The 25,690-nt window shown below is 61.2% G+C and carries 18 protein-coding genes; 16 read left to right on the top strand and 2 right to left on the bottom strand.

All coding sequences use genetic code 11. The annotated features are described in order from the left end of the window. Nucleotides 1-36: 36 nt before the first annotated feature. From ACVWW6_RS19465 to galE, 11 genes are all read left to right on the top strand, one after another. Nucleotides 37-1,218, top strand: coding sequence for a DegT/DnrJ/EryC1/StrS family aminotransferase (locus ACVWW6_RS19465; RefSeq protein WP_456681265.1), 1,182 nt, complete (start codon nucleotides 37-39; stop codon nucleotides 1,216-1,218). Between the two features lie 50 nt (nucleotides 1,219-1,268). After that, nucleotides 1,269-1,964 carry a DapH/DapD/GlmU-related protein gene (locus tag ACVWW6_RS19460; RefSeq protein ID WP_271612980.1) on the top strand — a complete coding sequence of 232 codons (696 nt, stop codon included), beginning with the start codon at nucleotides 1,269-1,271 and terminating at the stop codon, nucleotides 1,962-1,964. 104 nt (nucleotides 1,965-2,068) lie between these two features. Then, nucleotides 2,069-2,986: a glycosyltransferase gene (locus ACVWW6_RS19455; protein ID WP_456681264.1), complete on the top strand. Its 918-nt coding sequence runs from the start codon at nucleotides 2,069-2,071 to the stop codon at nucleotides 2,984-2,986. A gap of 79 nt (nucleotides 2,987-3,065) precedes the next feature. Further along, nucleotides 3,066-4,103, top strand: coding sequence for a polysaccharide deacetylase family protein (locus tag ACVWW6_RS19450; protein WP_456681263.1), 1,038 nt, complete (start codon nucleotides 3,066-3,068; stop codon nucleotides 4,101-4,103). Nucleotides 4,104-4,150: 47 nt separating this feature from the next. Beyond that, nucleotides 4,151-5,305: a glycosyltransferase family 4 protein gene (locus ACVWW6_RS19445; protein ID WP_271551182.1), complete on the top strand. Its 1,155-nt coding sequence runs from the start codon at nucleotides 4,151-4,153 to the stop codon at nucleotides 5,303-5,305. An 879-nt stretch (nucleotides 5,306-6,184) separates the two neighbouring features. Further along, nucleotides 6,185-8,428, top strand: coding sequence for a heparin lyase I family protein (locus tag ACVWW6_RS19440; protein ID WP_456681262.1), 2,244 nt, complete (start codon nucleotides 6,185-6,187; stop codon nucleotides 8,426-8,428). Between the two features lie 109 nt (nucleotides 8,429-8,537). After that, nucleotides 8,538-9,062, top strand: a complete 525-nt coding sequence (locus tag ACVWW6_RS19435; protein WP_456681261.1) for a cysteine peptidase family C39 domain-containing protein — start codon at nucleotides 8,538-8,540, stop codon at nucleotides 9,060-9,062. Between the two features lie 34 nt (nucleotides 9,063-9,096). After that, a complete protein-coding gene (locus tag ACVWW6_RS19430; protein ID WP_456681260.1) occupies nucleotides 9,097-11,187 on the top strand; it encodes a type I secretion system permease/ATPase in 2,091 nt (696 codons plus the stop codon). Beyond that, nucleotides 11,174-12,598 (top strand): HlyD family type I secretion periplasmic adaptor subunit, encoded by a 1,425-nt coding sequence (locus ACVWW6_RS19425; protein WP_456681259.1) that lies wholly within the window; start codon nucleotides 11,174-11,176, stop codon nucleotides 12,596-12,598. The genes ACVWW6_RS19430 and ACVWW6_RS19425 overlap by 14 nt, the downstream gene beginning before the upstream one ends. A gap of 1,179 nt (nucleotides 12,599-13,777) precedes the next feature. Beyond that, nucleotides 13,778-15,166, top strand: coding sequence for a polysaccharide biosynthesis/export family protein (locus ACVWW6_RS19420; protein WP_304548129.1), 1,389 nt, complete (start codon nucleotides 13,778-13,780; stop codon nucleotides 15,164-15,166). A gap of 76 nt (nucleotides 15,167-15,242) precedes the next feature. Continuing rightward, nucleotides 15,243-16,301, top strand: coding sequence for a UDP-glucose 4-epimerase GalE (gene galE, locus ACVWW6_RS19415; protein ID WP_161533805.1), 1,059 nt, complete (start codon nucleotides 15,243-15,245; stop codon nucleotides 16,299-16,301). 745 nt (nucleotides 16,302-17,046) lie between these two features. Here the strand turns inward: galE and ACVWW6_RS19410 are convergent. Then, a complete protein-coding gene (locus tag ACVWW6_RS19410) occupies nucleotides 17,047-17,430 on the bottom strand; it encodes a VanZ family protein (protein ID WP_161533803.1) in 384 nt (127 codons plus the stop codon). Nucleotides 17,431-18,110: 680 nt separating this feature from the next. On the opposite strand from ACVWW6_RS19410, the gene ACVWW6_RS19405 reads away from it, so the two are divergent. The 5 genes from ACVWW6_RS19405 to ACVWW6_RS19385 all read left to right on the top strand — a co-directional run bounded on the left by ACVWW6_RS19405 (nucleotide 18,111) and on the right by ACVWW6_RS19385 (nucleotide 24,578). Beyond that, a complete protein-coding gene (locus tag ACVWW6_RS19405; RefSeq protein WP_456681258.1) occupies nucleotides 18,111-20,465 on the top strand; it encodes a hypothetical protein in 2,355 nt (784 codons plus the stop codon). A 93-nt stretch (nucleotides 20,466-20,558) separates the two neighbouring features. Further along, nucleotides 20,559-21,602 (top strand): TAXI family TRAP transporter solute-binding subunit, encoded by a 1,044-nt coding sequence (locus ACVWW6_RS19400; protein WP_110116914.1) that lies wholly within the window; start codon nucleotides 20,559-20,561, stop codon nucleotides 21,600-21,602. Further along, nucleotides 21,599-22,219 carry a hypothetical protein gene (locus tag ACVWW6_RS19395; RefSeq protein ID WP_456681257.1) on the top strand — a complete coding sequence of 207 codons (621 nt, stop codon included), beginning with the start codon at nucleotides 21,599-21,601 and terminating at the stop codon, nucleotides 22,217-22,219. Before ACVWW6_RS19400 ends, ACVWW6_RS19395 begins: the two co-directional genes overlap by 4 nt. 36 nt (nucleotides 22,220-22,255) lie before the next feature. Continuing rightward, complete coding sequence (locus tag ACVWW6_RS19390; RefSeq protein ID WP_456681256.1) at nucleotides 22,256-22,861, top strand: DsrE family protein; 606 nt, start codon at nucleotides 22,256-22,258, stop codon at nucleotides 22,859-22,861. A gap of 820 nt (nucleotides 22,862-23,681) precedes the next feature. Beyond that, nucleotides 23,682-24,578, top strand: coding sequence for a LysR family transcriptional regulator (locus tag ACVWW6_RS19385; protein ID WP_038967682.1), 897 nt, complete (start codon nucleotides 23,682-23,684; stop codon nucleotides 24,576-24,578). A 10-nt stretch (nucleotides 24,579-24,588) separates the two neighbouring features. On the opposite strand, the gene ACVWW6_RS19380 is transcribed toward ACVWW6_RS19385, so the two are convergent. Next, a complete protein-coding gene (locus ACVWW6_RS19380) occupies nucleotides 24,589-25,668 on the bottom strand; it encodes an isocitrate/isopropylmalate dehydrogenase family protein (RefSeq protein ID WP_304564118.1) in 1,080 nt (359 codons plus the stop codon). Nucleotides 25,669-25,690: the final 22 nt, after the last annotated feature.

Genomic DNA, 25,690 nt, shown 5'->3' with positions numbered 1-25,690 from the left:
TCAAGACACAAAGACGGATTCTCGTGAGGTTCGAAAATGCAAATTCCGTTTGTCGATCTTAAAGCGCAATATGAGACGATAAGAGACGAGGTAGCCGAAGCAATTCGGGGTGTTCTCAACTCCACGCAGTTCATAGGCGGCGAGGCGCTTGCCTCGTTTGAGAAAGATTTCGCCGCGTATTGCCAGGTGCGCCATGCGCGCGGCGTGGCGAACGGCACGGACGCGATTCATCTGGCGCTACGGGCCTTGGGTATTGGTCACGGCGACGAGGTGATTACAACCGCCCATACCTTCATCGCCACTGCGGCCGCGATCGCGGCGACGGGAGCGCGCCCCGTGTTTGTCGATATCGATCCGGAGACCTACACGATCGATCCCACGATGATCGAGCGCGCCGTAACGGATCGCACAAAAGCGATTATCGCAGTCCACCTCTTCGGACAGCCGGCTGACATGGGTCCAATCAAGGACATCGCGCGGCGGCGCGGGCTCTATGTAGTGGAAGACGCGGCCCAGGCACACGGAGCGGAATATCGGGGGGTCCGAACCGGGGCGCTCGGCGACGTCGCATGTTTCTCGTTTTATCCGGCGAAGAACCTCGGGGGCTATGGCGACGGGGGAGCGATCACCACCAACAGTGCCGCAATCGCCGAGCGGATAGAACGATTGCGTGACCACGGTCGAACCACCCACTACAGCCACGCCGAGATCGGGTTCAACAGCCGGCTCGACGCTCTCCAGGCGGCAATCCTGCAGATCAAGCTCCGGCGTCTGGATGAATGGAACGCCAATCGGCGGCGCGCTGCGGAGTGGTACGCGGGGGAGTTGGCGCAATCTGGGATCGAGACGCCGTTCGTTCGAAAGGGCTCGACGCACGTCTACCATTTGTATGTGATCACCACGAACGAGCGGGACGCAATGCGGATCAAGCTCGACGAGGCCGGCGTGGCAACCGGGATCCACTATCCGTTGCCGCTCCACCTACAGCCAGCTCTCGCACATCTCGGCTACAGGCAGGGCGACTTGCCGTGCTGCGAAGCGATGGCCGCTCGATCATTGTCCCTGCCCATGTTTCCCGAACTCACACGCGACGCGGTACGCCATGTCGCCGCGATTGCGCGCGCTGCAGCCGAGCGGCACGGTCACAAGATCGCGCAGCGGAGGCCGACGTATTCGCCCGCCGCGCTGAGCGCCGACGGCGGGAAGGAGTGCCGATGAATCGAATCAGCGCATGGGCGGTGGTCCAGACCGAGGCCATCGGTGCGGCCGTGACGATCGCCGAGTTCGCCGTGGTGCGGCCTGGTGTTACGATTGGCAACGGGGTGGTCATTCACCCGCATGTCGTGATTGAGAGCGGCGCTAGAATCGGCGACAACGTCGAGATCTTTCCGGGAGCCTATATCGGCAAGGCGCCCAAAGGTGCCGGCGCGTTGTCGCGCCCGCCGCATTTCGAGGCGTGGGTCGATATCGGCGCAGATTGTTCGATCGGACCGCACGCGGTGATTTTCTACGACGTCTCGCTCGGCGCGGGGACCCTGGTCGGGGATGGCGCCTCGATCCGTGAACAATCGCGGATCGGCTCGAAGACCGTCATCGGACGTTACGTCACGATCAACTACAATACGCGAATTGGCGACCGCGTTCGGGTGCAGGATCATACCTGGCTGGCGGGCAATATGACGATCGAAGACGACGTGTTCATTTCGGGTTGCGTCGGCACTTCGAACGACAATGCGATCGGCCGCAACGGTTACGACGGTTCGCCCATGCTCGGGCCCCATATCGCGCGCGGCGCGGCAATCGGCCTGGGAGCCAACCTGCTGCCAGGCGTCAGAATCGGCGCTGGCGCCGTCGTCGGCGCCGGCGCGGTGGTGACGAAGGACGTGCCCGACGGTGCGCTCGTGATGGGCGTTCCGGCGGGGATCCGACGACGGCTCAACGAGGTTAGCGACGCGGACCAGTGACTCGATGGCAGTTCGTGCCAAGCGTCGAGGGAACACCAATCGTGAGAATCCTCTGTGTCACCAATATGTATCCGAGTCCGCAGAGGCCGGGCTCCGGAGCCTTCGTGTGCCAGCAGGTGGAGCAGCTGCGCCGGTTTGGCCACACGGTCGACGTCATCGATATTCTCGGATCCCAGTCCAAGATGAATTACCTGAGATGCACTCTTGATGTCGTGCGAATGACGAGCGCGGTGGCATACGACATCGTCCATGCGCATTACGGTTATTCGGCATATCCTGCAATGTTTCGATTGCGGGCGCCGCTCGTCATCACGCTGCACGGGACCGACGTAATTGGGCAGAGCATCTTTGAAAGGTTGAGCACGCGGGCCGTGTCGCATTTCGCCGATGCCGTCATAGTCGTTTCGGAGGAGCTGCGGAGACGGATTCCGGGAATCGTGATTCCCTGCGGGGTCGACCTCGGCGTATTCAAGCCGTACGATCGCGATAAAGCACGAGCACGGCTGGGGTGGCCGAAAGACAAGCATATCGTTCTGTTTCCATTTGATCCGGCGCGCCCTGAGAAGAGATACGATCTTGCAAGAGCGTCAATCGAGCGACTTGTGCAGGAAGGCGTCGACGCGGAGTTGATGACGGTTGTCAATGTGCCGAACGGCGAAATGCCGTGGTGCTACAGCGCGGCCGACGCCCTGCTTCTCTGCTCGGATTATGAGGGGTCGCCGACCTCTATCAAGGAAGCTCTCGCGTGCAATCGTCCGGTGGTGGCGACGGACGTCGGCGACGTTGGCGAGCTGTTAAACGGCATCGCGGGAACGCGGATCTGTCCGCAGGACGCCGGGACGATTGCCCGCAACCTTCGAGAGGTTTTTGACTGGTCGCGGAGCAGCGAGTTCCGGGGTCGGGCGGCAATGGCGAGATACGATCAGGTGCTCACGGTGGAAAAGATCGTCGGGGTATATGACGACGTTCTCTCCAACCTCAGGACAAAGGCAGTGGGCAAGCGGTTGCTGCGGAGCGGATGACGACAATGCGACGGCTGGACCTTCACCGACCAACGGAGCCTCGAAGAGGCATTTCAGCGCCGACCAATCGAGGGTTAGCATGAAGCAGGCTCTCAAGGACGGCATGATCCACTTGGCTCATCGGTCTGGGCTAATGCCAACCTGCCGCAGGATCTTTGCCGGCAGGGCAGCTATTCTGATGTTCCATGAGATTCAACAAGATTATCGCTCGGAGCTGACGACCGGGACCTCAGTTGCCCTTTTCGAACATTCACTCAACTGGCTGCGTCAGGAAGGGTGGGAGATCGTCAGTTTCGAAACATGCCTCGAGCGATTGGCCACGGATCATGGACCACGTCGCTATGCGGTGATTACCTTTGACGACGGCTATAGAGACAATCTCGCGACCGCGCTTCCAATCCTCGAGCGAAACAACGCCCCGTTCATGATGTACGTTCCCACCGGCGCTCCAACACGAACGCTGCGATCGTGGTGGCTGGGTTTGCGCGAATTGTTTCGCATTGGAGACGCGGTTACGATCGACGCGATGGGCATGCGATTCTACTGTCCGGAGTTTCGCGAAAAGGTGTCGGGCCTAAGCAAGGTCATTGAGTGGATTCACCAAGATTATCACCGGGTTGAGATGCTCGGCTCAACGTTCAAGAAGGCGGATATATCGCTATCGGCTTTGAACGAGGCGTATTTCCTCAATGAACGCGAGCTTCAAAAGCTGGCCCAGCATCCTCTCGCGTCGATTGGCGGGCACACCGTTTCGCACGCAGCACTGTCGGCCCTGGACGTTCTTTCAGCGCGGGCCGAAATGGCGGATAACCGCTGCTATCTGGAACAATTGCTGCAGCTTCCGGTTCGGCACTTCGCTTATCCTTACGGCGACTCTAAAGCATGTGGTCCCCGCGAAGCACATCTCGCGAAGGAAATCGGCTTTTCGACCGCAGTAACGACGCGGAGTGGGCAAGTATCCGATAGCAAATCAGATCGTTTTGCGCTTCCTCGTGTCGGCGTTGGGGGGCCATTCGATACGAGGATCAGGTTCGAGGTTCGCATGAGCGGCATTCAAGCGGCGGCGGCTCGCATGCTGCAAATGAGAAGCTTTACATCGAGCGCGCTTGAACGTTGAATTTCGTGCGACTTGGACTGAATCAGTCCACGTGGGAGAGCGCTGAGATGCGTATACTACACTTCACTGAATGCATAGGCCGGGGAGGGAAAGAACGGCAAATCGTCGAACTTTTGGGGGGACTCTCCCCTCATCGCGACATTGAGTCATTCGTCGCGGTTATCTATGAGGAGGATGATCAATTCGAAATTGACAGTGAACATGCGCAATACATTCCGCTCCTTCGCAAAGGCAGGAGGGATTTGCACCTTTTCAAGAGTTTGTACGATCTGACCTCTAGTTTGAAAATTGATATCGTCCACTCATGGGGCTCCATATGCTCCATTTATGCTGCTCCAGTTGCGAAATTGTGCGGCGCGGCTTTCGTCAATGGCTTCGTGCGAGACGCGCCGTCGCATCTGACGCTGTGGAATAAAGACTATGTAATGGGCAAGCTGACAGTCCCATTTTCAGACATTGTCGTCGCCAATTCGCGCGCGGGCCTAGCTGCCTACCATATTCCCGAGCGCAAAGGTCTATCGATCTACAATGGGTTTAATCCTGCAAGAGTCCTTAACTTAACGGACGGAACAGAGCTTCGTAGCACGCTGGGCATCACGACCCCCCACATTGTCGGGATGGTTGCTAACTTCAGGCCCGGAAAAGATTACGCAACCTTTGTCGAGATGGCGTGCCGCATTTGCCGCCTTAGGGACGATGTTACTTTTCTGGCTGTTGGCAGCGGCAAAATGTTGCCGCGAGTGCGCGATAGCGTTCCACCAGAACATTCGCCGCGTATAAAGTTTCTGGGGCGGCGGAAAGATATAGAGAGCATCGCTAATCTCTTCACGGTGGGGGTACTCGCCACCAACAACCGTCTACACGGGGAAGGCATCTCCAACGCAATCACCGAATGCATGGCATTGGGTAAGCCGATCGTTGCAACAAACGATGGGGGCACTCCTGAATTGGTCCTGGACGGACAGACGGGATTTCTTGTGCCGAGCCACGACGCTGGAATGTTGACCGATCGTGTGCTCAGACTCCTCGATGACCGAGCGCTTGCCAGTCAATTCGGTATCGAAGGGCGTCGGCGTGTTGAAACAGCATTCTCGCTCGATGCGATGTGTAACGCATATCTCTGCCTTTATCGGAGGATGGCGTATAGGACGGGGCGCGCGACAGAGGAAGGAGCGATTACTAGAGATATGGTCGATGATTAATCATTCGATCGTATTCCTCTCGATCGCGTCGAACGCGGCAATGTGCTCTCAGCGCCTCGCTCATGGCCAGAGCTCGTGAGGAGCCGGCAGCGGTCAAGCACAGCCGAATCGTGATGGTCGCGTCTGGAAGACCGACATCCGCGATTTTGAGGGGACGCCTCCACGACAGAGCTCAGATTGCGAGAACGGTCCGACGCGCTGGTCGCTCCCATGCTTGACCGCGCTCAGCAGACCTTTCCTAACGGCACGCTCTACAGAGGCTCCTTCGAGACCGGGCTCCGTGATCGGCGATTTACCGGCATTGACGATCGCCACTTGCGGATTGCGCCTGGAGAGCACGAGATCACGCGCTACGCAGGCGCCCCCGTAATACCCGCAACGTTTGCCAGGGTCCCGCTGGCGAGCTGCTTGGAGCGAGCCCACGCGATCATTCGCAAGGGCAAGCACATACGTTGGTATTATGTGTAGAAACTAAGTTGCCTTCCCAAGGCAGGTCGCCGAAATCGAAAGCAGTTCCAGGGACTTGCCGGCAAGTGCCCCTGGCGCGCCGCATTTGCGGGAATTTTTGCCTTACTCGCTTATTTTTTTGGCCACACTCGCTCATTAACCAGCCGGCCATCAGCAGTTGGGGGGGCAATTCCCACTGCTATGAAATCGGCTCGCAACGCCAACCGCTTGCGAGCGCGCGGTATGTCGCGCGCCATCGCGCCCGCGGCAGTGGAATTCCCTTGTCAACGTCAAAGAGACTCTCTGTAACTCGGAGGCCTGAAATTGGATACTACCGGAACTATCACGAATTTCACGACCACGCCTGGAACTCGGTTTAATGGCGTCGGGGGCGACGTCTACGGCATCGAGACGGCGGGCAAGAGCTATAGCATGACCAGCCCGGACTCGCAGACCCTGCGATTCGAGGTCCACCAGGGCGACAATTGGACAGGGGGTGGTGATAGCTCACACGTTGATCGCTCTGAAATTCAGAACGACTCGGCGAGCGTTGGGACCAGTTGGGGTGCAGTGATCCCGGCCGGTACTCCGATTGGCATGGACTATCAGTTGATGGTGGAGGCCAATGGGCCCAATGGGTCATTTGTAAACACGCAAAACAGCTCGAACGGCTGGTTTATCGTCGGTCAGATGCACAATGACGACATTGCGAGCGGCGTGGGGACCTCACCGCCGTTCGCGATCCAGATGGACGGCGACCATCTGCAAATTGTCGCCCGCTATGTTCAGCCCGGTGGGAATCCCAGCAATTCCTCATCCGATCTCCATCTGATGACGCTCTGGACCGACCCGAATCCGATCCAGACCGGTGTCTACAACGACATCAGGATCCAAGCCAATGTTTCCAACAGCGGCGGCGGGTACCTGGACGTCTGGATCAACGGCAAGCAGGTTGTGAACTACCAGGGTCCGCTGGGTTATGGGCAAGGTACCTATTGGGAATACGGCATCTATCGCTCGACGGCGAGCGAGACAGCCGCCGTCGACTATCGCAACATGACACTGGTCACCGGATCGCAGGCGGCCAGTTGGACGGGTGTGGGCGCCACGGCACCGACACAACCCACGACGCCCACGGTGACGCCGGCCGTGACGCAGGCCACGGCCTCTCCGGGAACGGGCATCGAGCATGCCGGAGATACCATCACCCTGTCGCTTGCCTTCAACAAGGCCGTGACGGTGACGGGCACGCCGACGCTGTCGCTCAACGACGGCAATATCGCCACCTATGCAGGTGGCTCGGGCACCAGTACGCTCACCTTCAAAACGACCGTTGCGTCGACCGACACGAACACCTCGGCGCTCGCCATCACCGGCGTCAATCTTCCGAGCGGTGCGGGCATCAAGGACGCCTCTGGGGTCGCGGCGAGCCTGTCGGGTGCGGTGAAGACGTTCACCGGTCTCCAGATCGATCCGGTCTTGCCGGCGGTGACTCAGGCCACGGCTGTTCCGGGAACGGGCACCGAGCACGTCGGGAACGCGATCACGCTGGCACTCGGCTTCAACGAGGCGGTGACGGTGACGGGCACGCCCACGCTGTCGCTCAATGACGGCGGCACGGCCACCTATGTGGGTGGTTCGGGCACCGGTACGCTCACCTTCAAGACAACCGTCGCGTCGACCAACACCAGCACCTCGGCGCTCGCCATCACCGGTGTCAATCTTCCGAGCGGTGCGGCCATCAAGGACGCGAGCGGTGTCGCCGCCAATCTCGCTGGCGCCGTGAAGACGTTCTCCGGTCTGCAGATCGACCCGACGTCATCGACGCCGACGACGCCCACGACCCCAACGACGCCAACGACGCCAACGACCCCAACGACCCCAACGACCCCGTCCGTGGCCACGCCTGTCCTCACGATCGCGGATAACTCGCTCTGGGTGGCCGGGAGAGGCGGTACCGTCGACCTGGGCACGAAGGTGACCACGACCGACTCCAACGACGTCGTGACCGTGAACATCACGGGGTTGCCCAAGTACGAGACGATCACCGACAAGCTCGATGGTCAGACGTTCCGGGGGAATAACATCACCTTGACGGCAGCGCAGGTCGACAGCGGACTCGAACTGCACTCGTACTATCGCGGCGGGGGCCACCCGACCGCAACGCTCACGCTGACCGCAAGCGCAAAGGATCCGACCACCGGTGCCGTTGCTACGGCCTCGCCGCAGAGCATCACCGTGGTGGATCCCCGACCTGAGGCCGCCACGACCACAACGTCGTCGCACCACCACCACACCGCGACGGATCAGCAGCCTGTTGCCACCACGACGGCCGCGGCCCCAACGACCTCGCAGACGATCGAGCCAACGGATCATCAGCAGGCGGCCGCTGCAAACACGGGGTTCTTGGCAAGCCGGGGCTTTGCGCTGCTCCAGCAGCATTTTGACCCGGCTGCCAGCACCCTGGCAACGACCGCTGCCCATCCGACCATGCCGGCAGATCATCCGGCTGCGACCGGTACCACGATGGCGTCGTTCGCAAGCCAGAGCTTTGCGCTGCTGAACCAGTACTTGGCCGCTCACACCGGCCAGGTGGATCCCGGTCAGATCGTGGCGGCTGTGTCGCAGGCGACCGGTTGGGGGCACGACTCGTTGCTGGCCCGACCGCAACACTAAGGCCGAGCCGCACCCAGGTTCAGCGCCTGGGTGCGGCCCCGTCAATGTTTGGGAATGCATGAGAAGGAACATCATACGCGGCCGGTAGCCGCGAAGGGTTGAGTATTAAATGGCGATCCAGAATGGAAATGCCCATGCCGCAGATCTCGGGCTTCGATCCCTGGCTCTGTTCCTGCGCCTTCATGGCGTGAACGCCGAGCCCGACCAGCTCCGCGACCGTTGCGGGGAAAGCGCAATCGGCATCCGTGCGATGCTTCGCTGCGCCCGCGATTTCGGACTGAAGGTCGGTTCGCGCACGACACATTGGAAACAGCTCGCAAGCATCAGCCTTCCCGGAATCGCAGCGCTGCGTGATGGCGGATTTCTGCTGCTCGGGAAGGTCGAGGACGACGCCGCGCTTGTGCTGCATCCGACCTCGTCACATCCGAAGTTGATGCCGCGTGCAGAATTTGAAGAAATCTGGGACGGCCGCTTGCTCCTGGCCGGATCTCAAAACCTCGCCGATCGGGCGCAGCATGCCTTTGCCGGTCTGATTGCGCGCGGGCGTGACCTGGTTGCGCTCGCCGGCGATGCTCTGGCGTCTGCACGCTCCGCCGAACGTAGCGATATGCCCGTCCAGGAGTCGGGGTCCTGAACCTACGGATGGCGATGAGTCGGGGCTCATTGCGATGGCGATATTGCTGCGGTGCCATGGCATTGCGGCCGACCCGGAGCAAATACGCCATCGCATGGGCACCTCGCGGATCGGTGTGACCGAAATCCTGCGCTGTAGCAGGGAGTTCGGCCTCAAGGCCAGGGCACAACGGTCAAGCTGGAATAGGCTTGCCGTCACGCCGTTGCCGGCAATAGCCGCGCTGCGCGACGGCAGCTTCCTGATCCTGGGCAAGGTCGTCGACGACAGCCTTCTCGTTCAGCGTCCATTGGCTTCCCGACCCGAATCCATGACGCAGGCCGAACTCGAGGCCATCTGGGACGGCGACATCATCCTGATGACCCGGCGTGCGGCCCTGACGGATCTCTCCAGGCGGTTCGATATCGGCTGGTTTCTCGGTGCGGTCCACAAGTATCGCCGTCTTCTCGGCGAAGTGCTGATCGCGTCGTTCTTCCTTCAGGTCTTTGCCCTCGTCGCGCCGCTGTTCTTCCAGGTCGTCATCGACAAGGTACTCGTGCATCGAAGCATCAGTACCCTCGACGTCCTGGTGGCGGGGCTCGTCGCGTTGACCTTGTTCGAGACCGTTCTCGGCACGTTGCGCGTCCATCTGTTCGCGCACACGACGAACCGCATCGACGTCGAGCTCGGCGCCCGGCTGTTTCGTCACCTGATGGCGTTGCCGATCGCATACTTCCAGACGCGTCGCGTCGGCGATTCTGTCGCACGCGTTCGCGAGCTTGAGAACATCCGTCAGTTCCTGACGAGCTCGGCGCTCACCCTTGTCGTCGATCTTTTGTTCACTGTCGTCTTCCTTGCGGTCATGTTCTACTACTCGACGGCGTTGACGTGGATCGTTCTGGCGTCGTTCCCGTTCTACATCGGAATTTCCGCCGGCGCCGCGCCGCTGTTTCGCCGGCGACTCGACGAGAAGTTCAATCGCGGCTCGGAGAACCAGGCCTTCCTCGTCGAAAGCGTCACGGGCGTCGAGACTCTGAAGGCAATGGCAGTCGAGCCCCAGATGCAACGCCGCTGGGAGGAGCAACTCGCCGGCTATGTGGGGGCGAGTTTCCGCGTACTCAGCCTGAACAATACGGCGAGCCAAGCGGTCCAGATGATCAACAAGCTGGTCACGGCCGCAACGCTCTACTTCGGTGCCAGGTTCGTGATCGGCGGCGACCTGACCGTCGGAGAGCTGGTCGCGTTCAACATGCTGGCGGCGCGGGTAAGCATGCCGGTGCTTCGGCTCGCGCAGATGTGGCAGGATTTCCATCAGGCCCGGCTGTCGGTCGATCGTCTCGGCGACATTCTCAACACTATTCCGGAGCCGAGCTTCAGCTCGGCCCGCGCCGCGCTGCCGACGATCCGCGGCAAGGTCGTATTCGAGCACACGACCTTCCGCTACCGCGTCGACGGCCCCGAGGTGCTGCACGATGTGTCCTTCGGCATCGAGCCCGGCCAGGTCATCGGTATCGTGGGCTCTTCGGGCTCGGGCAAGAGCACCATCGGCAAACTGATCCAGCGTCTCTACGTACCGGAGAGCGGACGCGTGCTGGTCGACGGCGTTGACCTCGCGACGGTCGACCTGACCTGGCTTCGGCGCCAAATCGGCGTGGTTTTGCAGGAGAACGTGCTCTTCAATCGCTCGATTCGCGAGAATATTGCACTCGCGGACCCGGCCATGCCGATGGAGCGCGTCATCGAGGCGGCGTCACTCGCCGGCGCTCACGACTTCATCTTGGAGCTGCCCGAGGGCTATGACACCATCGTGGGCGAGCGCGGCAGTAGTTTATCCGGCGGGCAGCGCCAGCGTGTCGCGATCGCGCGCGCACTCATTACCAACCCCCGCATCCTTATCCTCGACGAGGCCACCAGCGCGCTCGATTACGAAAGCGAGCGCGCCATCCAGCAGAACATGAAACGGATCTCCGCCGGCCGGACTGTCATCGTCATCGCTCATCGGCTTTCCACCGTGCGCAATGCGAACCGCATCATCACTCTCGAGCATGGCCGCATCGTCGAGGACGGAAGCCATGATGAACTCATTCGCTCGAACGGGCGCTACGCAAATCTCCACTATCTGCAGGCCGGTATCCATGACGTCCGCTAGCCGGAATATCGTTCCGTTTCCGAGAGCCGAGGTTCGACGGCGTGAGCAGGAGATTGCATTTCTGCCCGCGGCGCTCGAGATCACCGAATCGCCGCCGTCGCCGATCGGCCGCGCGATCGGGGCGAGCATCATCGCGGTCTTTTGCGTCGCGCTGTTGTGGGCATCATTGGGGAGCGTCGACATCGTCGCCACTGCGACGGGCAAGATCGTGCCTGGCGGACGTACCAAGCTGATCCAGCCGTTCGAGACTGGCGTCGTCCGCGCCATTCACGTGCGTGATGGACAGAGCGTCAAGGCCGGCGACGTTCTGATCGAACTCGACCCGACGATGACGGAAGCCGATCAGGAGCGCCAGAGAAGCGATCTCGTTGCAGCCGAACTCGACGTCGCGCGGCTGCGCGCGGCGCTCACCAGCGATCCGCTCGCCGCCTTCCGATCACCACAGGGCGCGAGTGCCGCGGAAATCGAGATGCATCGTCAGTTTCTGATCAGCCAGCGCGCCGAGCAGAGCGCCAAGCTCGCGGAGATCGAACGCCAGCAAGGTCAGAAGGAAGCGGAGCGGGCGACCACATCGGCGAGCGTGGCGAAGCTCCAGGCGACGATACCGGTGCTGCAGGAGCGGGTCGACATTCGCAAGGGACTCGTCGACAAGGCCCTGGCTTCGAAGGTTGTCTATCTCTCCGAGTATCAGGAGCTGGTTGGCCTTCAGCAGGATCTGGTCCTCCAGCAAAGCCGGCTCGGCGAAGCCGACGCCGCCATCGCCTTGCTGAAGGAAACGAAGGAAAGGACTGCCGCGGAGTATCGGCGCGCCACCTACGACGCACTCGCGAAAGCCGAGCAGAAGGCGGCGAGCGCTGCGCAGGAAGTGGTCAAGGCGGAGCGGCGCACGAAGCTTCAGCATTTGACTGCGCCGGTCGACGGCGTCGTGCAACAACTCGCCGTTCACACGGTGGGAGGCGTGGTGACGCCGGCACAGGCGCTGGCCATCGTGGTTCCAAGCGAGAGCCAGCTCGAGATCGAGGCCATGCTCTCCAACCGCGACATCGGCTTCGTCCATCCTGGACAGAAGGCGGAGATCAAGATCGATACGTTCAACTTCACGCGCTACGGGCTCCTGCATGGGGACGTGCTCAGCGTGTCGACCGACGCCATCACGCGGGACAGGCAGGGCGGACCGAACGACCGCGCGTCGGGCACGGCGCAAGGCAGCAGCGAGCCGAAAGGCCAGGAGCTGGAATATGCGGCGCGGATCTCCCTCGACCGCACGCACATGCAGGTGGAGGACAAGCTCGTCAAGCTCGGCCCCGGCATGGCGGTGACGGTCGAGATCAAGACCGGTGCGCGCAGGATCATCAGCTACCTTCTCTCGCCGCTGGCGAGATACAAGCAGGAGGCGCTGCGGGAGCGGTAGACGAAGCGGAGGATCATCGACGAGCATGCAGGTAACTGGAAGGCCGCCATTGGGGCCGAGCAAGCACAGCATCCGTCAATCCGACCACGGCCGCGCCAGAGACCGCCATAGTGGACCTATGATCGACATCGAGCGGGACCGCGCACCGTATCCTGTAATCGGCATCGCCTGATCCGGTTTGCACCCTTGACCCGCGCTAGTCGACTGACGGGTGGCGTTGGACTCGAACGGTCCAATCCGGAGTATTTTGCCCCGCATCGCAATACGAGCCCGTGCCATCAGGAAGGGCAGAGGGTCATCCCGGCTGAACGTCGCGATCTTTGATGTGGCTCAGGTCGCGATGGACACTGCTGTGTGATCGCAGCTCTCCGGGCAACTGCCCGTCCGCCAGCCTCAAGTCAAACTCGTCTGCTCTTTCGAGCGCCCTTACCAATACATCTTCCACCAGGGGAACGAGACGCTGCTGACAATGCGCATCTGGTGAACGTGTCGAGCGGAATGGGAGCCGTGGGACAATCCTGCTGCTGCGCAGAATTGCTGTAGAGTGCAGTGCCCGGACGGATCGGCAAGGCTCGAGGCGAGCTTTTACGATTTCCGAAATATGCCTACTGGCATTTGCTCGCCGGCGACGCATCGCTGTACCGAGGATCCGAAAACGGCACACCACGAGCCGGCTGGTGCCAATATCAATAGAGCAGTCAATCTGCCCCTTCCCACGGCTCCTCGATCGCCCTGCCGCCATCGACCTAACGTGCCGGAAGCTCGGTAGACGCCGGCAAGTTGGAAGGACGCACAACTCCTAGCAGTGAGCTACCCGATCACTCGCCACTTGAGCCGAACCAGGACAGTCCGGGTCATTGGATAGAAATTCGCAATAGCCGGGTGGGACGGGCAAAAAGTAGGTAACTACGATGGTCGATTGAGCCGCGACGGCGCGGGATTAGATTCGGGCAGCCGTCGAAGCGCCCTCCCCGATGGGTTCGATGGGAATGCCCAATATTGATAGAGGACCGATCAGTCGAACAGAGTGGAAGAAGGCACCGAGCGGTTCGGCGTCAATGAGAGAGCAGAACGAAATTTTGCGGATCGCCTGTCCGGACGATTACTCGGACGGTTGTTGACGTGCTGCCTTCCGCGAACACATTTGAAGCGGTAACAACTTCGTGCGGGATTGACGCCATGCCGAACTCCAGACTGCGCAATAGCCTCCATATCGATATCGGCGTCCCTGGCTGCCGTCTGGGTCGTTGCATCAAATGGGGCTTATTGGCTGTTGGTCTGACGATTTCCGTCACTCAAGCAAAGGCCGAATATCTGGTGAACGTCGGAGATGTTCTGGAGGTCGCGGTTGCGGGCGTGCCGGAGCTGCGACATCGCGCTGCCGTCCAAATGGACGGGAACGTTTCGTTGCCACTGGTCGGAACGCTTCCGGTAGCCGGCCTGCCCTTACCGCAGATCCGAGCCAAAATCGGGGCTGCACTGGCGAGGAAGGTATTTCGACAGAGGACGTCCGATGGCCGTGAGACGGCCGTCGTGATCGACGCAGACGAGGTCACGACGGTCATCGCGGAATACAAGCCGATCTACGTAAACGGGGATGTATCGAAGCCGGGTGAGTACCCCTATCGTCCGTCCATCACCGCACGCCAGCTCGTCGCCGTGGCCGGCGGCTACGACATCATGCGCATCAGAATGAACAACCCATATCTCGAGTCAGCAGACCTGAGAAGCGAGTATGGTTCGCTTTGGACGGAGCTGGCCAAAGAGCAGGCGCGCATGTGGCGCATCAAGACTGAACTTGGAGAGGGAGCTCAGATCAGTCCAGGCGCTCTGATGGACGCGCCCCTAGCTCGATCGGCAATTTCGGAAATCGTGAATTCCGAAAAAGAATATCTGAAGACCAAGCAGAGTGATTATCAGCAGGAAAAAACCTTCCTTCAGCGCGGTATTCGACAGGGAGACGACGAGGTCCGCGTGTTGTCAGAGCAGCAGAAGAAGGACGAAGAAGGACTTCAGGGGGATCTTGAAGAGCTGCAGAAAGCGACCGAGCTCTTCGGCAAGGGGTCCCTGATCAGCCCTCGCGTTACGGATGCGCGTCGCGCGGTGCTGCTGTCATCAACCCGGAAGCTGCAGACCTCTGCGCAACTGCTGCAGGTCAAGAAGCAGCAGGACGAGTTCGTCAGAAAGCTGGCGAAGCTGGATGACCAGCGGAGGCTCGACCTGCTCCGTGAGCTGCAAGAGACCAGCGTAAGGCTCAATCAGATTCGCGAAAAGCTGCAGAGCGTCGGCGAGAAACTTCAGTACACCACAATGGTTCGATCACAACTCGTGCAAGGCGCCGGCAACCACGTAGAGATTGCCGTCATCAGGAAGGGCGATAAGGGGCAGGAACGGATCATCGCAAGCGAAGATACCGAGCTGCAGCCGGGTGACGCTGTCGAGGTCAGCCTCCACTACCAGGATGGTCCTGCCGTCTCTCCTCGAAGGCTCGGCAGTTCAAATATTCCATCAGAGGCAGGCCGGACCGATGCGGCCGCGGGCGATTCACTGCGCGTCGGACAGAGATGATAAGGACCGACGCAATTCCGGAACGGAAGCTGCGGCGTCTTCCCGCACATCGTTGCGCACACGGAAGGTGTCCGAGATGATCTTGGTGACCGGAGGTGCCGGCTATATCGGGTCCCACGTTTGTATCGCGTTGCTGGACGCCGGGTTCGACGTCGTTGCCGTCGATAATCTTTCCAACAGCAACAAGGCCTCGCTTGAGCGGGTCCAATCCATCTGCGGGCGATCGCTCGTCTTCCGGCACGCAGACATCCGGAATGAAGTGGTGATCTGCGAAATGCTTCGTGCCTGCGGAGTGACTGCAGTCATTCACCTTGCAGGGCTGAAGGCGGTGGGCGATTCCAACGTACGGCCCATGATGTACTACGAGAACAACGTCCTGGGAACGATGCGGCTGGTGTCGGCCATGAAGAGGGCGAATGTAAAGACGCTCGTCTTCAGCTCGTCCGCGACCGTCTATGGGATACCCAGGTACCTGCCACTCGACGAGAAGCATCCCCTCGGTCCGACCAATCCGTACGGCCGCACAAAGCTCGTCATCGAAGAGATGCTGAAAGATCTCTGCAGGTCCGACGACCGTTGGAGGATCGGCAATCTGCGCTACTTCAATCCGGTTGGCGCGCACGAAAGCGGGCTCGTCGGGGAAGACCCGCTGGGCGTTCCCAGCAACCTATTGCCGTTTGTGGCGCAGGTGGCGATTGGACGACGGGAAAAGCTGCGGATCTGGGGAAACGACTATGATACGCCTGATGGCACCGGAATCCGCGACTTCATTCACGTGGTCGATCTCGCATCCGGGCATTTGAGTGCCCTGCGCCATCTCCAGCAACCCGGCCTGATCACCGTCAATCTTGGAACGGGCAACGGCAGCAGCGTTCTGGACATCGTCCGTACGTTTGCATCGGTGAGCGGGCGACCAATCCCCTATGAGATCGGGGAGCGCCGGGCCGGTGATGTCGCCGCCTGCTATGCCGACCCGACGTTTGCGAAGGACGTGTTGGGCTGGGCATCGACGCGGTCGTTGGAGCAAATGTGTGCGGACCACTGGCGTTGGCAATTGCAGAACCCCAATGGCTATCAGGGCAGCGAGCTTCCGAAGGTCCGAGAGCGGTCCAGGCATCTCCGTCATCATGCGTGAGCGTGCGCGTCCGAGGTGTTGGAACGCGCACCGGAGCGGCTGACCGCATGAGTGGAGTTCGGGGCGAGCCGCGGCAGCGCGCATGCCCCCATCAGAGGTAGCTCGTAATGACCCTCACCCCGGAGCAAGCCTGCAGGTAAGATGCAGTCGCGCGTGGGGATTTGCGATGCCACACTATCGTGCGTACGTCCTGGATGAACACGGCCAATTGGGAAGCGTGGTCAACCTTCACTGCCCTGACGACGCGTCCGCAACCAAGCGGGCCGGGCGGCTGGCGGATGGTCACGAGGTTCAGATTTGGCGACTGGTTGCCGAGCTCAAATTCGACGCTCCGCAGCACCGATCCAGGCGGCGACGAAGTGTCCGCGCACCAATGCACTGAGTGCTCGATTGAGCGTTGCGCGTTCGCCTCGGTCCGCTCCACAGACAATTTGTATTGCGGTTCGACTGCCAACTACTCGCCGGTACGCGCTTTCAAGGCGTCGACAGCGACCCGCTCCGCATGAGCAACCCGGCTTCATCATCGCGCACTGCGACGGCCACCCGCGCATCGCCGGCGTTAGCGCGTCGCGCCGCCTGCCGGCGGTTGAGGACGTCGCTTCCATGGTGAACTATCTCCTCGGCGAAGGCGGCAGGAAACACCGGTAACACCGCCTGACCGTCGCGGTGCTGCTCACCGTGCTCTCAGATTCCGCGCGTGGTATGTGACGCGCAAGAAGCTTTGGTTTAGGCAGATCAGCCCTGCTCATTGGGGACGTTCGCGTGTCAGTGGGTCGGGATCTTCGCCAACTTGCGCTATCGGCCGGCCGGCCGCGGCGGACAGCGCGAAGCCAGCGCAGGCCGAGAGCGCATCGACCACAAAATCCGCAAACCTCGCGTGCCGTCCCGGCACCCATAATTGCATAATCTCAAGCAGGCCGATCAGGGCAACGGCGATCGCTGAAACAGTCCAGCGCCGCTGCGGATAGGCTAGGGAAAAGAGAATCCCCACCAGAAGAAAGGCGAGCGCGTGATCGCCTTGCTGTCCGAGAACAGGGTGAGGCCGAACGTCCTCAGGTCCGAGCGTTACGAAAGTGACAGCCGCCGCGAGCAGCCACGCGACAAGCCGAAGAAGAGCGGTACGAACCATTAACGCGCCCCGATTGGTAGCCCGAGCCGGGGCTTTTCATTTCCGAGACTCGATATCAAGAGCATGTTCCCTCCACCCACCGCAAACGGCAACCTCAATACTCATAACTAACGAGTCAGCGAATATTCTTCGTACGCAGCGTGCAAAAACATCATTAGACGTTCGACCTGATACAGGCTGCCATGCATAGGGAGTACCCATCCATGGCAGTTGTTCTGAAGAGCTGCTTCTTGGCAACAATAGCTGCTGTGGTTGCACGTAAGAACTGACGACCCGTTTGTTTCGGCCGAAGGCAGTAGCAACCTGTAGTGCTTGCTCCGCGCCCCTATCCAGGCGCGATAGAGCGCGCTTGCCGTTCTTGTTCTTGGTGCACCCTGAAGGCAGGCCTGGAATGGGCGGTCCCAGGCTCGAGCTCACTGGAGCCGCTCATTGGCGAAGACGGCGGGCCCGCCACCGTTCGTTGGCGATCAGTTCCATTCGCGAAACACAGATACACGGGAAAGGCCTTTGAACAATTCACGGCTTCGATGATCGGGCACAATCTGTGGCCTAACCCGAAAGTGGTGGGGAGGGTCCTCCATCCGAGCTATATGATTCGCGTAAAGATGCTGGGCATAATGATGCATCAGGGGGAAATCGTACCGCCACGCGACAGGTGATTGCAGATGAGTCGCAGGGTCATGTTCAACGGGAAAGTGGTGAAGATCTCCCTCACGCGGCGAGAACGTGCCCCCCTGTGCATGGCAGCGGTCATGCTCGCTATGACATGGGCGTCGGAAACGGACGCTTCCCCGCGTCAGGCGCGGCACCTCGCAGACGCGCAGCAGGCGACGACTGCCCGCGACCGCGGTTCTGACGAGTTCAAGACCTGGCCGCCGCGCTCAGGAAGGGACAAATCGATACAGATCGCGCAAGCGACGACTCCCCACACAGGAGCCCCGCAGCAACCTCCGGAGCAGCAACGCGACTGGGCAGAGTCACTGTCTTGCGAACTTGCCTTTGCAAGGCGCGACATTGCGCTGCTGCAACATTTCGAGCAGGAGCGCGACCGGGCCGACTGGCTCGCGCAGGATCTTGACGCTGCGCGGCGCGAGGTCGAAACGCAAAAGGCGTTGGTGGCGAAGGCCGTCGAGGAGGCTTCCCGCCTGAAGGAAGCTTCCCGGCCGAATCGAGCGGGCGAGAGTGGCCCGGCTGAGTTGCAGGCATCGCTGCAGGAGGAGCGCGAGCGGTCGGTACGGCTGGAGCAGGATCTCGCAGCCGCGCTGCGCAATGTCGAAACGCAGACTGCGCTGGCGACGAAAGCGGGTGAGGAAACGTCCCGGCTGAAACAGGCGGGAGAGAGCCAAGCCGTGGAGCTGCAGAAGGCCCTGCAACAGGAGAGCGAGCGAACAGCGCGGCTGGAGCAGGATCTCGCAGCCGCGCGGCACGATGCCGAAACCCAGACTGCGCTGGCGACGAAAGCAGGTGAGGAAACGTCCCGGCTGAAACAGGCAGGAGAGAGCCAAGCCGTGGAGCTGCAGAAGGCCCTACAACAGGAGAGCCAGCGGACAGCGCGGTTGGAGCAGGATCTCGCAGCCGCGCGGCACGATGCCGATACCCAGACTGCGCTGGCGACGAAAGCAGGTGAGGAAACGTCCCGGCTGAAACAGGCAGAAGAGAGCCAAGCCGTGGAGCTGCAGAAGGCCCTACAACAGGAGAGCGAGCGGACAGCGCGGTTGGAGCAGGATCTCACAGCGGCGCGGCAAAACGTCGAGTCCCAAACTGCGTTGCTGGTAAAGGCAAACGAGGCAAAAGAGGAAATGTCGCAGCGAAGTCGGGCGGCGGAGGCCAGCGCCGCAGACTTGACGCAATTGATGCAGAAGGAGCGCGAAAGGGCCGACACGCTTGCGCAAGATCTCTCCCTGACGCGAAGCGCCATTTATGCATATCAGGCGCAAACCGCGCTGTTGGCGAAACCCAGCGAGGGCCCGTCCCGGCTGAAAGCGGCAGCAGGGGGCGATGCGGTGGAATTGCAGAAATTCCTGCAACAGGAGCGGGATCGGACCGGCCGGCTGGAGCAGGCGCTTGAGGCCGCGCAACGCGATATCGATGCGCAGACCGCCCTGGCGGCAAAAGCGAGCGACGAGGTCGTCAGGCTGACGCAGGCCGCAAAAGCCGGCGCCGCGGAGCAGATACGATCGATCCAGAAGGAGCACGAGAGAGCCGATGCGCTGGCGCAGGATCTCTCGATGGCACGCAGCAAGATCTACGCATACGAAGCTCAAGCGGCCAAAGCCAGCGAGGAAGCGGCACAGCACAAGCAGACTGAAGCGAGCGAAGTCGCCTCCTTGGGGCAATCGCTGCAACGGGAGCGCGAGCGGGCCGAGCAGCTGGCGCGGGATCTCGCGAAAGCAGGCCGCGATCTCGACGCGCAGACCGAGCGAGCATCCAAGGCGAGCGAGGAAGTCCTACGGATCAAGCAGGCCGGAGAGCGAGACTCGGCCGAGCTGCGCGGCTTGTTGCAGCGTGAGCGCGAGCGGGCCGAAGGACTGGAGACGGAGATCGCATTGGCGCGTCTCGACAACGGCGCCTTTGTGGCGAAACATCCCTCGCCCGCGTCTCAGCCGGCGACGACCGGAAAGGCCATGCGTGAGCCGTTCGCAGCGCCGGCGCGACAAATCCAGGATCAGCCGGTCCAGGAGAAGCCAGCCCAGGATAAGCAAGTCCAAGATCAGGCCATAGTGGCGCGCAGCCCAGGCGACGCCCGGGTCAATCCTGACGAAGCAGTGCAAGTCGCGAGGCTGATCGCGCGCGCGAGCTTGCTGCTCGAACAGGGAGACATCGGCGCAGCGCGGATCGTGCTGGAGCACGTCGCCGGGATGGGCAGTGCGCAGGCAATCTTCGTGCTCGCTGAAACCTACGATCCGCTGATCCTACCCAGTCTTGGAACGTATGGAACTCACGGGGACGCGACCAGGGCGCGAGATCTCTATGCGCGGGCCGAAGCCGGCGGCATCAAGGAGGCGAAAGCGCGATTCGAAGCCTTGCGTCGATAACACGGTCTTGTGCGGCGATTTTCCAAACCGACCACGCGCAATCGAGGATCGAAAGCGCCGACACGGATGCAGCATGTTTAGAGGAGTTGGTCGATGAAAAGGCTTACAGGATTGCGTCGGCTGCTCCTGCTCGCGTCGTTCGCACCATTGCTGCTGGCGATTCAACCTTGGGCGGATGCGCGGCCGCAAGATACTCGACCTCACAAGATTCGTCTGGCACGGCCCGAGCCGCCGCAGCCAAGGCCTCAGGTGATCTCCATGAACGCCTGGACGATCGGCCTGGCCGGAGGTCTCCTCGAGGGCGCGCCGATCCGCCTGGCGGCGGAGATCGCCCGTGTGGTCGACGATGGAGATAACCTGCATGTTCTGCCGGTTGTCACTCGTGGCGCCGCGGAAAACCTTAATTCCCTGCTCTATTTGCGCGGCATCGACGCGGCGATCATCAATTCCGACGCGCTCGAGGAATACAAGATCCAGGTGCCGGACATCCAGCGACGAATTGCGTATGTCCTCAATCTGTTTCCGTCCGAGCTGCATATCTTCGTTCGACCCGAGATTCGAACCTTGAACGATCTCGCCGGCAAGAAAGTCAACTTCAATACGCTGGGCACCGCTGCGGCGTATTCGGGGCCGCTGATCTTCAGTCGCCTCAATCTCGAGGTCGAGAAGACGTTCATTCCACATCAGGTCGCGCTCGAGCAGATGCGCAAGGGCGAGATGGCCGCCGTCGTCTTCATTACTTCGAAGCCGGTGGATGCTTTCGTGCGGGGCCGTTGGGAGCCAGGTTTCAAGTTCCTGCCCCTCCCCTACGAGAGCAAGTTCGAGGACTACTATCTTCCCGCCGCCCTCGATGGGACCGACTATCCCAATCTGATCAAGCCGGGCGAACGGGTTTCAACGATCGCCGTGCCGACCGCTCTGGTCGCCTTCAATTGGCCGGCCAACTCGAACCGCTCTGAGCGCGTCGCGCGCTTCATCGATCACCTGTTCTCCCGGATCGACAGATTGCAGGGGCCAGGCTTCGATCCGAAGTGGAAATCCATCAACCTTGCTGCGACGGTTCCGGGTCTCACGCGCGTCCCTGCGGCGCAGCTGTGGCTGGATCGCCAGCCCCGCGCAACACAAGCATCGCAATGAAACGCGCCGCGGTCCTTCTTCTTATTGTGCTCGGAGCTACAGGCGGCATTGCGTTGGCCCAGGATCCCATGACGCAGCTCCGTTCCTGCCTTCAGAAGGACCACGCGGAGCGCCTGGCGTGTCTGAATAAAATGACGCGTACCATCGCGCCTCAGAATCGCCCGACGCCCGAAGACGACTGGATCGTCAGCCAGACGACCTCCCCCATCGACTACTCACCGATCGCGACCGCTACGACATCGTCGCGCAGCGGGACCGGCGAGTCCGCGATGCAATTATCGATTCGCTGCCGCGGTGGCCGGACGGAGCTGGCACTCGCGGGACCCGGCATCTCCCGCGGAGGCGGTGACGATGCGATTTCCTATCGCGTCAATGACAATCCGGCGGTGCAGGTTTCGGCAGCCGCCCCGGCATTCGGTCCCGGCGTCGCGTTCACCGGGGACGTCGTTCGCTTACTGCAGTCGCTTCCAGGCAGCGGGGACCTTATTGTCCTGCTCTCACCACGGGGCGGCGCTGCCCGTGACGGGACGTTCTCCCTCGCCGGGCTGGATGCGGCGCGTGCGAAGATCGCCGCGGCGTGCAAATGGCCGCGCGCGATCGCGACACCAAATCGTTGATGGTGTGCATATGATTTTCTTCGATGGAGGCGGATAATGATCAGATTTCAACATATCGCCAAATCGGTCGTGATGGCAGCGATCGCCGTTCTGGTTTGCGCATCGTTTTCGGCCGCGGAGCAGGGCGGAAAGTACTGGACGCCGGCGGACGGGCAACCCGTCCCGCACAAGGCGGGCCATGCGAGGCAACACGTGGCGAAGCCGACGACGGCGACGGCGACGCGGAAGCAATCCGCGTTTGCCCGCATGGAGGATTCGGCCGCAGCAAAGAAAAGAGAACATCATTTGATCCTGCAGGTGAATACCAACGACCCCGCAGCGATGAATCTCGCGCTCAACAACGCGACCAATGTGGCGCAATACTACAAGGACGCTGGCGAGAAGGTGAAGATCGAGGTCGTCACGTTCGGGCCCGGCCTGCACATGCTGCGTGAAGACACCTCGCCGGTAAAGACGCGCATCGAGGAGATGGCCCTGAGCACGCCCGAGGTTTCGTTCAAGGCCTGCGGCAACACCCAGGAGAAAATGCAGAAGGCCGAGAGCAAGGACATACCGATTGTTCGGCAGGCGGAGGTCGTGAAGTCGGGCGTCGTGCGCGTGATGGAATTGCAGGAGATGGGCTGGACCTACGTCAAGCCGTAGGCCAACCATGTCAGGACCGACCCAAACCAACCCCAGATTTCCATCGGGGTCGCGTATTCAGGTAAAGCCCACGGCTGGCCCTCGCCTGGCTGGAAAGACCGGGAGCGTAATTGGCGTTGGATACTATCCGAAGAGTCTCCGTGTGGTTCTCGACGGATCGAAGGCTCCGCTTACTCTTCACGCAGACTATGTGGTCGCGATTGATGCGCGAACCGACCATCCACGGTCGGATTGATGGATGGCGTCTCCGGTATGGACTTGAAGATCACCTGCCTTCTTACCGATTGAAAAACGGGGACTCTCGCTCCAGTCCGTCAAGGTCCGGATCGCCCTCTCCGGCGGGTGAGATCGTCCGCGCGGTAAGATCACGTCACCGCCAGCGCAGTCACTTTGATGCAGGACCTCAAGCTATAGCGCGGGGTAGCCTTACACATCGTCAGGGCCCGATATCGGAAAAGACCGTCCGAGAAATCAGCTGCTCAAACGGTTCCCCCCGTTAAGCCGCCGATTTGGTGGGCGCACCAGGGCTCGAACCTCGGACCCGCTGATTAAGAGATTGCGACGGGTTGAGAGCAATCAATGGCTTGCCGGCCTCAGACTGGAGCTTATCCGGCCGAAAATGGGCGTCTGCCGCGCGTTCACAACGCTGCTTTTGCCCGGCCGGCCGGAGTCTTGCTGCACCGCAACTTGGCTGCAGATTTCTTCGTGCGCGTGCCTGCCAATCAGCACTGGATATTGCGGGTGGACCCATTCCGGGCAAAGAGAGGAACCCTCGTCCTCCTGCGATAAACAGCATAGACGCCGAACAAGGTAGCAGCCGTTGTCGAACATCAATCTCAAGCTTCTCCATACCTTCCTGCTCGCGGCGGAGCACGAAAGCTTCAGGAAAGCCGCACAGGAATCGAACCGGTCTCCGTCCGCGGTGAGCATGCAGGTCCGCGGGCTGGAGGAGCAGATCGGCGTCCAGCTCTTTCGCAGAACGCCGCAGAAGGTCCTGCTGACGCCCGAGGGCCGGATCCTGTTCGAACAGGCCAAGCGTGCGCTGCAGGAGGTCCAGTCAGGGCTCGATTTGCTGACGGAAGCAGCTCAGTCGCGCAGCCGCCACATTCAGATGGCCTGCGTCCCGACGCTTGCGACTGGCTGGCTTCCGAACATCCTGGCGACTTTCAAGATCCGTCATCCGAACACCCAGGTGCAACTCATGGAGTTGCCGACCGGGCCCATGCTTGAACTGCTGCGACGGCGGGATGTCGAATTCGGAGTTGGTCCGCAGATTCCGGGCATGGAGGATTTCGAGTTCGAGCCGATCCTCGAGGATCCGCTCTATGCTTGCGTGCCGCCCGTCTTCGACGAGGGACAGTCGAGCGTCTGCTTTGCCGACCTCGTCGACAAGCCCACGATCATGCTGTCGAAATCGACTGCCGTCCGGGGATTGATCGATGACACGCTGGAGACACTCGGAATCCATCTCGATGTCCCGTTCGAGGTCCAGCAGGCCACGACGGCAATGGCCCTTGCGGCGTCCGGGCTCGGCATTGCAATCGTGCCCCGGGTCGCGCTGGTGCAGGCCGGAGTGCAGCAATTTCGCATGGTGCCGATCTCCAACCATGTCGGGCTCCGTCAGGTCGGCCTGATCACCGCGCGCGGGCCGATCCTCCGCCCCAACACCGAACGGCTGATTACCTTGATACGAACCAGCCTTGCCCAGCTCCGCTGAGCCCGACGCATCAAAGCCGTTTCAGCAGAGCATCCACGACCTGATTGGTCGGCGCGACGCCGCCGATGTCGCGGGTCCTCAATGCGGGGTCCTCCAGCCCGGCGCACACCGCAGCTTCGATCCTGTCGGCCCCAAGCTTCAGCCGGCTATCGCGATGGCGCTGATCCAGACGCCTCAGCATCAGGATCGATGCCAGGATGGTTCCATAGGGATTGGCGAGTCCCTTTCCCGCGATGTCGGGCGCCGAGCCGTGCGAGGCCTGGAAGAAACCGATCCCGTCACCGACCTCTTCCGATGGAGCCATGCCCATGCCGCCGACGGTCGCCGCACCGAGATCGGAAATGATGTCGCCGAACATGTTCTCGGTAACGATGACGTCGAAATGAGAGGGCTTGTTGACGAGATGCACCGTCATCGCGTCAACAAGGACGTGCTCGGCCTCGATGTCGGGATAATCCTTCGCCACCTCGTCGAACACGGCACGGAAGAACGCGTAGGTCCGCAGCACATTGGCCTTGTCGCAGCAGGTCACGCGGCGCCGTCCGTCCTTCGGCGAGCCGTTGCGCGTTCTGGCCAGTTCGAACGCGAACCGTACGATGCGCTCGACGCCCTTCCGGGTCTGGACGAGGGTATCGACAGCCACTTCTTCCCTCAGTAGCGCACCGGCGCCGCGCGCGGCATAGAGTCCTTCGCTGTTCTCCCTGACGATGACGTAATCGATCGGACCCGGCCGCCCCAGGGGCGACGGAACGCCCTTGTAGAGTTTGATCGGCCGTACATTGGCAAAAAGGTCGAGCTTGAAGCGGAGCGTCAACGTGAAGTCGAGCCCGGCCTCGGTCCCGTCAGGATGGACCACGCCGGGAATGCCGGCCGCACCGTGCAGAATGGCGTCGGCCGTCCTGCAGCCTTCGAACGAGGCTGCCGGGAACGAGTCCCCCGTCTTCAGGAAATGATCGGCGCCCGCGGGATAGTCCACGAACCGCAGCGTTCCGGCCTGGACGCCGGCCTGCAGCACCGCGACCGCCGCACGCGCCACTTCAGGGCCGATGCCGTCGCCATGCACGACAGCAATTGTGTAAGTGTCTTTCATGATACTCGCTCGGTGAATTGCA

This window comes from Bradyrhizobium sp. USDA 3311, assembly GCF_054062495.1.
Note: the sequence above shows the minus strand (reverse complement) of the source record. Positions and strands in the feature narration are given on the sequence as shown.

Coding starts and splice junctions, on each gene's coding strand:
- ACVWW6_RS19395 (WP_456681257.1), top strand. CDS start 21,599: ATGAAACGCGCCGCGGTCCTTCTTCTTATTGTGCTCGGAGCTACAGGC.
- ACVWW6_RS19465 (WP_456681265.1), top strand. CDS start 37: ATGCAAATTCCGTTTGTCGATCTTAAAGCGCAATATGAGACGATAAGA.
- ACVWW6_RS19435 (WP_456681261.1), top strand. CDS start 8,538: ATGGCGATCCAGAATGGAAATGCCCATGCCGCAGATCTCGGGCTTCGA.
- ACVWW6_RS19445 (WP_271551182.1), top strand. CDS start 4,151: ATGCGTATACTACACTTCACTGAATGCATAGGCCGGGGAGGGAAAGAA.
- ACVWW6_RS19390 (WP_456681256.1), top strand. CDS start 22,256: ATGATCAGATTTCAACATATCGCCAAATCGGTCGTGATGGCAGCGATC.
- ACVWW6_RS19410 (WP_161533803.1), bottom strand. CDS start 17,430: ATGGTTCGTACCGCTCTTCTTCGGCTTGTCGCGTGGCTGCTCGCGGCG.
- ACVWW6_RS19380 (WP_304564118.1), bottom strand. CDS start 25,668: ATGAAAGACACTTACACAATTGCTGTCGTGCATGGCGACGGCATCGGC.
- galE (WP_161533805.1), top strand. CDS start 15,243: ATGATCTTGGTGACCGGAGGTGCCGGCTATATCGGGTCCCACGTTTGT.
- ACVWW6_RS19420 (WP_304548129.1), top strand. CDS start 13,778: ATGCCGAACTCCAGACTGCGCAATAGCCTCCATATCGATATCGGCGTC.
- ACVWW6_RS19405 (WP_456681258.1), top strand. CDS start 18,111: ATGTTCAACGGGAAAGTGGTGAAGATCTCCCTCACGCGGCGAGAACGT.
- ACVWW6_RS19430 (WP_456681260.1), top strand. CDS start 9,097: ATGGCGATATTGCTGCGGTGCCATGGCATTGCGGCCGACCCGGAGCAA.
- ACVWW6_RS19450 (WP_456681263.1), top strand. CDS start 3,066: ATGAAGCAGGCTCTCAAGGACGGCATGATCCACTTGGCTCATCGGTCT.
- ACVWW6_RS19440 (WP_456681262.1), top strand. CDS start 6,185: ATGACCAGCCCGGACTCGCAGACCCTGCGATTCGAGGTCCACCAGGGC.
- ACVWW6_RS19425 (WP_456681259.1), top strand. CDS start 11,174: ATGACGTCCGCTAGCCGGAATATCGTTCCGTTTCCGAGAGCCGAGGTT.
- ACVWW6_RS19400 (WP_110116914.1), top strand. CDS start 20,559: ATGAAAAGGCTTACAGGATTGCGTCGGCTGCTCCTGCTCGCGTCGTTC.